Raw genomic sequence first — 9701 nt, 5'->3', positions numbered from 1 at the left:
CATAGGGAAGACCTCTTTTCTAGGATTGGTTGTGGTGACTTAATTCTACCAAGAGAAGGTCTTCCTTTTTACATGGAAATTTTCATTTACACAAAATATTTTATACTCTCATAACCTTATTGACTGATACAGACCAAGGAATATAAGAAATAGGTGGCCAGTATGATAAAAAAAATATGTAATATTCCGTTTGTGAATAAAAAACAAGTAGTATCTTTTTTTCTGCCTTTTTTCCTTTTAATTCTTTTTATGACATTCATTTTTTATTTTCATTATCAAGATTTAAAAATACATGTTGAAAATGATGGAGAAGAAGTTTTAACTTCATTAAGTAACAATGTTTCTTTTCAAATGAAATTATGGAAAAGTAATACTTCTAATCAAATTTTACAAAACGTGATCCATTCAACTGATTTTAACAATAAACTTTCAGAGATGCCGGAGAATATATATATATCAATAATAGAAGAAAATGAAGAACAGGCTCCTATAGCAGTTATTTCTCCCCAAGATTTAAAATTGGAAATCAATTATGTTAATACTTTAGCAGATAAAGCAATGGACGTTTACAATAAATCAATTGCATCGCATGATATGCAGCATAGTAGCATATACAGATTAAAGGAAGAGTATTATATGAGTTCCTTTACACCTATTAATGATGAAAATGGACAATTAGTCGGAATTATAGGGATGGACACGAAGATCAATGATCAATTCATTTTTTTTAAGAAGATAATCATTCAAACTGGTTTGTTTATTTTAATAACTCAACTTTCGCACCAGAAAAATAAGTGCTAATCGTTGGCTGTATTGTGTTTAATATCTATTAAATATGTTGCTTGACAATGTTTTTTTTAAATGAAAAAACACCTCATTCTTTGGTATAGTGTAATTGACGAGAAAACACTACCATACAGAAGAGGTGCTCCCTATATGATAGACCAAAATAGCCAATATAATCAACTACCAAATGAACTTAACTCTGTTTTTTCTGAGCTTGAAATGAATAAGCATTTACGCCAAGCCGGGATTAAAAAATCCTTTGGTTTTAGTTGCTCTTACTTATTTCAACTTGTTTTTTGCTTGATTTTCCAACATAAAAATTGGTTTGCCCTTCTTGATTCAAAGAAGGCGGATCAATTTCCAGCCAAAGATGCCGTCTATCGCTTTTTAAACCAATCAACTTTCAATTGGCGCCGTTTTTTATTACTGTTGAGTACTTTTACCATTCAAAAGGTGAACCGTCTTACAAATAAAAAACGTCCAAAAGTGTTTATTATCGACGATTCTGCTTATGACCGAAATCGTAGTAAAAAAGTGGAATTACTTGCACGTTGCTTTGATCACGCTTCCCTTAAAATGCGTTTCTATAAGGGCTTTCGTATGTTGACTTTGGGCTGGTCTGATGGCTACACATTTATGCCAATTGACTTTTCCCTAGTCAGTTCTAAGAAGTCTCAAATTAATGGAATCTCTGAACATATTGATAAACGTACCTGTGGCTATATGCGTCGAGAAAATGCCCTACAAACAGAGCCTGAACAAATCCCTGATATGATCAAACGTGCGTTAGCTAGTGGGATAGATGCCAGTTATGTCCTCATGGATTCTTGGTTTACATTACCACCACTTGTTAAAGCAATTGTGGATCAAGGATTAGACGTAATTGGTATGGTCAAAGAAACAAAACAGCGCTATAACGTAAACGGTAAAATGGCTTCTTTAAAGCAGCTTTATCGCTTGGCTGGGCCTGTTCAATCAAAGAAAGGAATTCTTCGTTCCATCCATACGACAATGGCTAACGGAACACCAATTAAAGTTGTATTTATTCAAAACAGAAACAAGAAGAGCGACTGGCTTGCCATCCTCAGTACCGATTGCACTCTTTCAGAACAGGACATCGTCCGAATCTATGGAATGCGTTGGGATATCGAGGTATTCTTTAAGATGGCCAAATCTCTTTTGAAACTTGAAAAAGAGTTCCAAAGCCGGTCTTATGATGCGCTTATTTGCCATACAACGATTGTGTTTACTCGTTATATCGTACTGTCATGGCAGAATCGCTGTAATACCGATCAACGTACAATCGGTGGTCTGTTTTACGAATTATGTGATGAAGTGAATGAACTTGATTGGGCTGTCGCATTACAGCAGTTGATCGAGCTTCTTCAAGACGCACTAAAACAAACGAATAAGAAAATCAAAAAGTTAATTCAAAGTCAACTCGAACAGTGGATCGCTGGCCTTCCTAGCTATATCAAGGCTTACTTGCCGATTTCACTCTGCGAAAGTTGAGTTAATAAGTTATTTAATGATTTTTCTATACTTAAGAAGGTGGTTAAATAAAGTTCTTCGTCCTATAAATCAATTGATGATAAGTTTAAATGAATTAAGTTTCGGGAACTTCGAAGTAAAAATGGAATTAAGTGGAAATAAAGAATTGCAAAGCTTAATGCGAAATTTTAATGAAGTCGTTGATAATCTTGCCTCTCTTTTTTACAGATTGACAAATACGGCAAAGGAGCTTGGTACAATATCTAAGGATTTTCAATTAACAACAATGGAAGAAGCACTTAAGCAAATGGATAATATTGTCGAATCGATGAAGATGAATCGTGAGCTGCAAAAGGCAGAGAAAATGAATGCCGTTGGCCAGCTTGCGGCATCTGTTGCCCATGAGATCAGAAATCCAATGACGGTTGTCAAAGGTTTTTTACAAATATTTCATGCGAAAGAACATATGAGTGAAGAAGAAAGAACCTATATTAAATTGATGATTGAAGAAATGAATAGGGCCGAAACAATAATTAATGATTATTTATCACTAGCAAAGCCTGACGTTGAACAATCAAAGAAGATTGACGGAGCAGATTTAGCAAATAAAGTCATCGATCTAATGCATTCTTATGCAATGCTAAGTAAGGGAATTCACTTTAAGAAGAATATACAGCAAGTATACATAGAAGCTAATAATAATGAATTGAAGCAGGTATTAATAAATATTTTAAAAAATGCAATCGAAGCGATGAAAAATGGAGGGACTATAACCATTAATCTATATTCAACAATGAATGATGGCGTGTTTGAAATAGAGGACACTGGAATTGGAATGACAGATGAGGAGGTAAATCGGTTAGGAACAGCTTTTTATTCATTAAAAGAAAAAGGAACGGGAATGGGATTAATGGTCTGTTATCAAATGGTAGAACAAATGAAGGGCCGGATTGAAGTACAAAGTGAGAAGGGAAGAGGGACAATATTTAAGATTTATATCCCACTTTCTAAAAAGGATAGTCATAGTTGAGTTTAGACATGCAGCAATTCTACTTTAAATAAAAACGCTAAAATAAGAAGTGAAAAAGAGAGAAAGCGTTTCACTTTTTTTAAAATCGAATAATATGAATATAGGTAGGCTATTGGTAAAAAAATAAGTGCATAAAATAATTTCGAAACCTTATCAGTATGCTATACTATAAAAAATGAAGGTAGGTGAAAGAATGAAAAAACCATTTACCTTCCTTGTTTTATTATTCTCTCTTTTGATGCTTGTTTCCTGCTCTAATCAGACGCTCTATATTAAGGAAAAAGATGTTGTAGTGACCGAAAAAAAGGACATTCCGGTAAGTTTTTTACCACAGGAAATGTCCATAGTATCTGTTGGAGATTCCCTTACACAAGGTGTTGGTGACAGCACTGGAAAAGGAGGGTATGTTCCTTATCTGCAAGATTTACTTGAAGAAACAAAGGGAGTAAATAAAGCAGATTTTGTTAATTATGGAGTACGAGGCAACAGGTCAGATCAATTATTAAAAAGAATTAAAACAGAGGAAGTAAGCAAAGCAATCCAAAAAGCAGATGGAGTCATAATAACTATTGGTGGAAATGACATTATGAAAGTAGTAAGAAATAATTTCACCAATTTACAAGTGGAATCCTTTAATGAACAATTGAATGAATATGAAAATAACCTATACGAAATACTGTCAAATGTACGGACTAACAATTCTAATGCAGTAATTATATTGGTAGGAGTATACAATCCTTTTATTAAGATGTTTTCAGATATAAAAGAAATGAATCAAATTGTTACAGATTGGAATAACACGAGCGAAAAAGTATTAGCAGAATATGATCATACTTATTTTGTAAGCATTGAAAGTATTTTTGAAAATCCGACATCAGATTTATTGTATGAAGATTATTTTCATCCTAATGACCAGGGATATAAGCTCATAGCAGAGGCTATCTATAATAAAATGTTAACAGCACCGTTAGCGGATATACTAGAGAATTTGCAAACAGAAGAGAATTGAGGAGAAAAGGTTGTTTAACAATAAATGGAAAGTAGCTTTTTTAACATTATTAGGTGTTCTATTACTTAGTATTATTATTTTAGCGATTATGATATTTAGACCAGTTGAGAAGTCAACAATCGTGAAGAAAGAACAGCGAGAAGAAGTTCCTTTTGCGGTAACGACAAATCGTGAGGATTTAACCAAGTTAATAAATCACTATTTAGAACAAGAAGGATTAAATGGCCCCATTCATTATGAAATAAATATAGCAGATCAAGTAGAGTTATATGGAACATTACCAATTTTTAATACTGATATTCAAATGAAATTAACATTTGAACCAATAGCATTGGAAAACGGTGATTTATTATTAAAACAAAAAGAAATTAGCATTGGTCAGCTGCCATTGCCAGTTTCATACATCATGAATTTTATCGCTAACCAATACAATTTCCCAGAATGGGTTGATATTCAACCGAGTGATGAAGAAATATATGTTCATTTAACCGATATGGACTTAAAAAATGGGATGCAAGTTGAAATGAGTACGTTTGATTTAGAACAAAATAATATTCAATTTAACTTATTGCTGCCAACGGAATAGAAACTTAAAAAAGGCTAATCCTTTAAACGCTCATTGGAAATTTGTTTGTATGAGCTTTAAGGATAGCCTTTTTTTGTTAACAGGAAAAGAGAAGCAATTCACTACTTTTGTCTTCCGCTCCATTAACAATAAAGGCCGTATATGCTTTATCAGCTTCCAGCCTTATCGCAGGAAATGCTTGGATTACTTCCTTTGTTTGTGATTTTCTTGCTTCTAAAAAGACGGTCATTGGATACAATCCTAAGTAAGAAGTTGCCCCTTTATAATGGATGGAGGGAAAGACGACATCCCCTTTTTGAACGGCAATATCAATTGGTGGTAAGTTGTCTGCAAGTTGAACAAATCGTAATTTTGTTTCATTAGGAGGTACTACTGGATATTCAGGATAATCATGTAGTTTAAGCTTATTATCTACTCCACCAATTGCAAAAGTATGGTAAACATTACTCTCTACATTTATTTTCTGACTACATAATGTATCAATCATTTTTCCAGTTTCATAAATATCTATTTGGTATTTTCCTGCAGGTATGGTTAAATCATTGCTCATTGTTTTAAAGGAGACGTCTTTAAACATACGCATCCCATTTAGGTAAATATCGACATTTTCGGTAGCCAGGGAACCATTTAATATTCTTATTTTTCCATATTCCTTTTGACGTTGGATATCTGGCACTATTGCAGATTTACTTTCATGATTAAAAGCACTTTTCAAGCTTTGAAGATGTTTATGATAGTAATAAACATGTAATTCTGGATTAGTATATTTATAATAATCACTTAATACATTATACATACCAGCTTCTTGTATTGAGTGATTTTGATCTTGGGTCATTCTACTCACTCCTCGGAATAATAATTTTTTCAGTGTATATGAAATACCATATTTAAGAATCTTTCTGAGAATAGAATATGCCAAAGATTAGGGAAAGTGCCTAAGGAATAAGGAGAAAATAGCTTTACAATTAGTTAGAAAATTTATATAATAAAGATATTGATGAAAGGAGGCTGATGTATTATGAGCAAAATTATTTTATTCCACGTAAATAGCTTATATAGCATACAGCCCAGACGGTTACAACCATAAGTTCGTATTAAAGTTCCTATTTTTTTAATAATAGGACTAATCGATTTATTATGGTGGATTTTTAAATGTTTGTTAAAAACCATGGGCTGTATCATGGTTTTTTATTATGTAAACATTTGGAGGTCTATTGATGGAGTTAATAAAAATTGGGTATAACAATAAGATAAAAGAACAATTTGAAAAGGCAGCAAAGACAAATCAAATAATCGGCAGAATTTCGCTAGAGCATAAAAGGATGTATCGAGTATGGTCCGTTTTTGGAGAGCTATTATGTGAAGTATCTGGTAAATTAGCTTTTGATGCTCAATCAAGGGAAGAATATCCTGCTGTAGGAGATTGGGTTATCGTTTCTCCAAGAAAAGAAGAAAGAAAAGGAACAATTACTGCTATTTTGCCGAGAAAAAGCAAATTTTCTAGAAAAGTTGCTGGTAATAATACGGAAGAGCAAATAGTTGCAGCGAATGTTGATACAATCTTTTTGGTCTTTTCGTTAAATGAAGATTTGAATGTAAGAAGATTAGAAAGATATTTAACTTTAACATGGGAGAGTGGAGCAAATCCTGTTATTGTTTTAACCAAAGCCGATCTAGCTGTTGATATAAAAGAAAAAATAATGCTAGTAGAAGGTGTTAGTTATGGTGTCCCTATTGTTACAATAAGTGTTGTAAATAATTTGGGATTAGATGAACTGCAAACATATCTTCTTCCAGGAAAAACGATCGCCTTACTAGGTTCTTCAGGTGTTGGTAAATCGACTTTAACTAATTATTTGATTGGGTTTGAAAAGCAGGAAGTACAGGAAATTAGAGGTTCGGATGCAAAGGGAAGGCATACTACAACTAATCGTGAGATGGTATTATTACCTAACCATGCGATCTTAATTGATACACCAGGAATGAGGGAACTTCAATTATGGAATAGTGAAGATGGCATTTCTAACAGCTTTTCGGAAATAGAACAGCTTTCATCTAGTTGTAAATTTAGAGATTGCCAGCATGAAAAAGAGATTGGCTGTGCAGTAAAATTAGCGATTGAAAAGGGAGAATTGAAGGAAGAAAGACTGCAAAGCTATAAAAAATTATTGCGAGAATTAGCTTTTTTAGAAAGACGACAGGATAAGAAAGCACAGTCTGAAGAAAAGAAAAAATGGAAGAACATGACAAAGCAATCCAAAAAAAGATAATTTTCCACCATTAAAAGGTAAAGTCCTAGCATAATTAGTGCAAGGACTTTACTTTCCACTAAAGCCATTATTTTTGCATATTTCTCTCTTAAACATTAAGCTAATAGTGTGAAATGATCAAGATAAGGGAATATAAAGAGAAGAATGTTTTTTAAAGGGGCTGTTTTAATGGAAAAGAAAACGGAATTAGCAACATTTGCGGGGGGGTGTTTCTGGTGTATGGTTAAGCCCTTTGATCAAGAGCCTGGAATTATAAAGGTTGTTTCTGGTTATACAGGAGGCCATAAAGAGAACCCAACTTATAAAGAAGTATGTTCAGAGACTACTGGACATTATGAGGCTGTCCAAATTACATATGATCCGAGTGTATATTCGTATGAAAAACTGCTTCGTATATACTGGCAGCAAATTGACCCAACAGACGCCGGTGGACAGTTCTTTGACCGTGGTCTTTCTTATCAAACGGCGATATTCTATCATACGGAAGAACAAAAGCAATTAGCGGAAGAATCAAAGCAGCAATTAGAGGCAAGTGGAAAGTTCAATAAGCCGATTGCTACAAAAATACTGCCTGCTTCTACCTTCTATCCTGCAGAGGATTATCATCAAGCATATTATAAAAAGAATCCTGAACATTACAATCGTTACCATATCGGTTCAGGACGTGCAGCCTATATTCAAGAGAATTGGAGAGATAAGTAATGGAAAAAGACAAATTAAAGGAAAAATTATCCCCTATACAATATGAAGTTACCCAAAATAATGGAACAGAGCCGCCGTTTCATAATGAATATTGGAATGAATTTTCAGAAGGTATTTATGTAGATGTTATTTCTGGCAAGCCTTTGTTTAGTTCTCTCGATAAATACGATGCTGGTTGTGGCTGGCCAAGTTTTACAAAGCCAATTGATGAAGAAGAATTAATGGAGAAAAAAGATATTAGTCATGGGATGATTCGGACAGAAGTAAGAAGTAAAGAAGCTGATTCTCATTTAGGTCATGTATTTAATGATGGACCGAATCCAACAGGTTTGCGATATTGTATGAATTCAGCTGCAATGAAGTTTATTCCAAAAGAAGAATTAGAAGAAAAAGGATACGGAAAGTATTTGCGATTATTTGAAAAATAGGAAGACACAGGGATAAAAGTATTCCAACCAAATATAAACCCGAACAATTATACGGAGATGTTAATTGAAATTTCGTATAATTGTTCGGGTTATTTTATTTTTGAGGTGGTCTGTGTTTGTGAACCGGCTGATGCTTAAGATCGTGCGCTACAGAAAGCAAAAGTCTATAGCTAATGGAACGCATTTTTCTCTACTTGACTTTTTAAACCATAATAAAATATTTGATATCAGCTGTTGTCCAAACCTCATTTTTTTCCTTTAAATAAAGCTAATTCGTAATGATGGAAGAAATTTGGATAAGTTGTTGATCTGTAATATTATATCTAGATTTGTCAGCAGAAATTTGAAATTTAACAGTATGATCTTTATTGGTTAATCCACTTGTTACATATAAAGACCTTTCTTTCTTAAATGGCCACCATGTTGAAATAGTGGTTTCATAGTTATCATCAATAAATACATCCATCTTTCCACCTTTTTCACTTCTAATCACGTTTACACCTAAAAATGATCCAGAGAATTGATATTCTATAGTGGAACCAATTTGATTTGAGGTATAATAACCTTTTTTATTTTGAAAAGATGGATCAATAGAGCGATAAGAATAATTCGTATTCATTTCTAAACTACTTACCTCATTCACAGGGATGGAAGAAGTAAGCACTTTTTTATCTTTGCGTATTGCTGTATCGATTGTTTGGATTATTTCTTGAGCATATAAATAGTAGCCATAATCATTTGGATGTACAAGGTCATTTGTTAATCGTTCAGTAGATAGCCGAGAATTTCGAAATGGAATTCTCATATCGATGTTTGTAGCATAATAGTCTTTTGAAAGCTGTTTAATAACATCAATAAATTCCTCGTTATCCAAACTACTTTCGGTAATGGTAATTAACTCAGCATGGGGAAATCGGATGACAATTTCATCTAATAAGGATTGATATAAGAAATAAAATTGCTTGTTATCCATATATTTACGATCATTTTCTCCAAAAACAATGAAGACTAGATCTATATCTTTAGACAAGTTATTCTTCAATTTATAAAGTCCTTCAAATGCTGTAGCACCGCTTTGAACAACTAAATGCCTAGAAAAGGCGCCACCGTATTTTTTCGTTAAACCTCTTTCTACTAGTTGAAACCATTTATGTTGATTATTGCTAGCACCTGAGCTACGTCCTATACTATCGCCGACAATTAAGTAGTTCACCTTTTTACCATCGGCTATTTTTTCATAGACATTTCTTTCCGGTTTTTTCGAATGAATTAATAAATACAGCATGCCAAGAATGGCGATAAAAATAAGAGAGTAAATAAAATATTTAATTCCTTTCTTCATCTTTCTTTTTTATTTTCCCTCCTTATATAAAAGAGATCCTTTTTTATTCTGTTCATT

10 protein-coding genes are annotated in these 9701 nt (G+C 33.1%); 8 read left to right on the top strand and 2 right to left on the bottom strand.

The genetic code is table 11. The annotated features are described in order from the left end of the window. The first annotated feature begins 162 nt into the window (after positions 1–162). The 5 genes from ACTQ5K_RS21025 to ACTQ5K_RS21005 all read left to right on the top strand — a co-directional run bounded on the left by ACTQ5K_RS21025 (position 163) and on the right by ACTQ5K_RS21005 (position 4902). Positions 163–801 (top strand): hypothetical protein, encoded by a 639-nt coding sequence (locus ACTQ5K_RS21025; protein WP_441994265.1) that lies wholly within the window; start codon positions 163–165, stop codon positions 799–801. Between the two features lie 135 nt (positions 802–936). Then, positions 937–2298 carry an IS4 family transposase gene (locus ACTQ5K_RS21020; RefSeq protein ID WP_254416388.1) on the top strand — a complete coding sequence of 454 codons (1362 nt, stop codon included), beginning with the start codon at positions 937–939 and terminating at the stop codon, positions 2296–2298. 16 nt (positions 2299–2314) lie between these two features. Further along, positions 2315–3307 (top strand): ATP-binding protein, encoded by a 993-nt coding sequence (locus ACTQ5K_RS21015; RefSeq protein WP_441994264.1) that lies wholly within the window; start codon positions 2315–2317, stop codon positions 3305–3307. A gap of 193 nt (positions 3308–3500) precedes the next feature. Continuing rightward, positions 3501–4316: an SGNH/GDSL hydrolase family protein gene (locus ACTQ5K_RS21010; RefSeq protein WP_251629883.1), complete on the top strand. Its 816-nt coding sequence runs from the start codon at positions 3501–3503 to the stop codon at positions 4314–4316. Positions 4317–4326: 10 nt separating this feature from the next. After that, the gene (locus ACTQ5K_RS21005) at positions 4327–4902 is read left to right on the top strand and encodes a YpmS family protein (protein WP_031536010.1); all 576 of its coding nucleotides are present in this window, start codon (positions 4327–4329) and stop codon (positions 4900–4902) included. 76 nt (positions 4903–4978) lie between these two features. On the opposite strand, the gene ACTQ5K_RS21000 is transcribed toward ACTQ5K_RS21005, so the two are convergent. Continuing rightward, positions 4979–5737, bottom strand: coding sequence for a DUF4397 domain-containing protein (locus tag ACTQ5K_RS21000; protein ID WP_035416079.1), 759 nt, complete (start codon positions 5735–5737; stop codon positions 4979–4981). 382 nt (positions 5738–6119) lie between these two features. Here ACTQ5K_RS21000 and rsgA point away from each other — a divergent pair, with 382 nt between their 5' ends. From rsgA to msrB, 3 genes are all read left to right on the top strand, one after another. Further along, on the top strand, positions 6120–7172 hold the full coding sequence (rsgA, locus tag ACTQ5K_RS20995) for a ribosome small subunit-dependent GTPase A (protein ID WP_031536006.1): 1053 nt from the start codon (positions 6120–6122) through the stop codon (positions 7170–7172). A gap of 168 nt (positions 7173–7340) precedes the next feature. Continuing rightward, entirely contained in the window at positions 7341–7874 is a 534-nt protein-coding gene (msrA, locus tag ACTQ5K_RS20990; RefSeq protein WP_031536004.1) for a peptide-methionine (S)-S-oxide reductase MsrA, read from the top strand. Next, a complete protein-coding gene (gene msrB, locus ACTQ5K_RS20985) occupies positions 7874–8302 on the top strand; it encodes a peptide-methionine (R)-S-oxide reductase MsrB (RefSeq protein WP_031536002.1) in 429 nt (142 codons plus the stop codon). Before msrA ends, msrB begins: the two co-directional genes overlap by 1 nt. Before the next feature lie 268 nt (positions 8303–8570). Here the strand turns inward: msrB and ACTQ5K_RS20980 are convergent, their stop codons facing one another. Then, positions 8571–9644 (bottom strand): SGNH/GDSL hydrolase family protein, encoded by a 1074-nt coding sequence (locus ACTQ5K_RS20980; protein WP_031536000.1) that lies wholly within the window; start codon positions 9642–9644, stop codon positions 8571–8573. Positions 9645–9701: the final 57 nt, after the last annotated feature.

It is taken from the genome of Niallia sp. Sow4_A1, from assembly GCF_052116745.1.
Classification (GTDB): Bacteria; Bacillota; Bacilli; order Bacillales; family Cytobacillaceae; genus Niallia; species Niallia hominis.
The sequence above is the reverse complement of the archived record's forward strand: the minus strand, read 5'-3'. Positions and strand labels throughout refer to the sequence as shown.

Coding starts and splice junctions, on each gene's coding strand:
- rsgA (WP_031536006.1), top strand. CDS start 6,120: ATGGAGTTAATAAAAATTGGGTATAACAATAAGATAAAAGAACAATTT.
- msrA (WP_031536004.1), top strand. CDS start 7,341: ATGGAAAAGAAAACGGAATTAGCAACATTTGCGGGGGGGTGTTTCTGG.
- ACTQ5K_RS21010 (WP_251629883.1), top strand. CDS start 3,501: ATGAAAAAACCATTTACCTTCCTTGTTTTATTATTCTCTCTTTTGATG.
- msrB (WP_031536002.1), top strand. CDS start 7,874: ATGGAAAAAGACAAATTAAAGGAAAAATTATCCCCTATACAATATGAA.
- ACTQ5K_RS21000 (WP_035416079.1), bottom strand. CDS start 5,737: ATGACCCAAGATCAAAATCACTCAATACAAGAAGCTGGTATGTATAAT.
- ACTQ5K_RS21020 (WP_254416388.1), top strand. CDS start 937: ATGATAGACCAAAATAGCCAATATAATCAACTACCAAATGAACTTAAC.
- ACTQ5K_RS21025 (WP_441994265.1), top strand. CDS start 163: ATGATAAAAAAAATATGTAATATTCCGTTTGTGAATAAAAAACAAGTA.
- ACTQ5K_RS21015 (WP_441994264.1), top strand. CDS start 2,315: ATGATTTTTCTATACTTAAGAAGGTGGTTAAATAAAGTTCTTCGTCCT.
- ACTQ5K_RS20980 (WP_031536000.1), bottom strand. CDS start 9,644: ATGAAGAAAGGAATTAAATATTTTATTTACTCTCTTATTTTTATCGCC.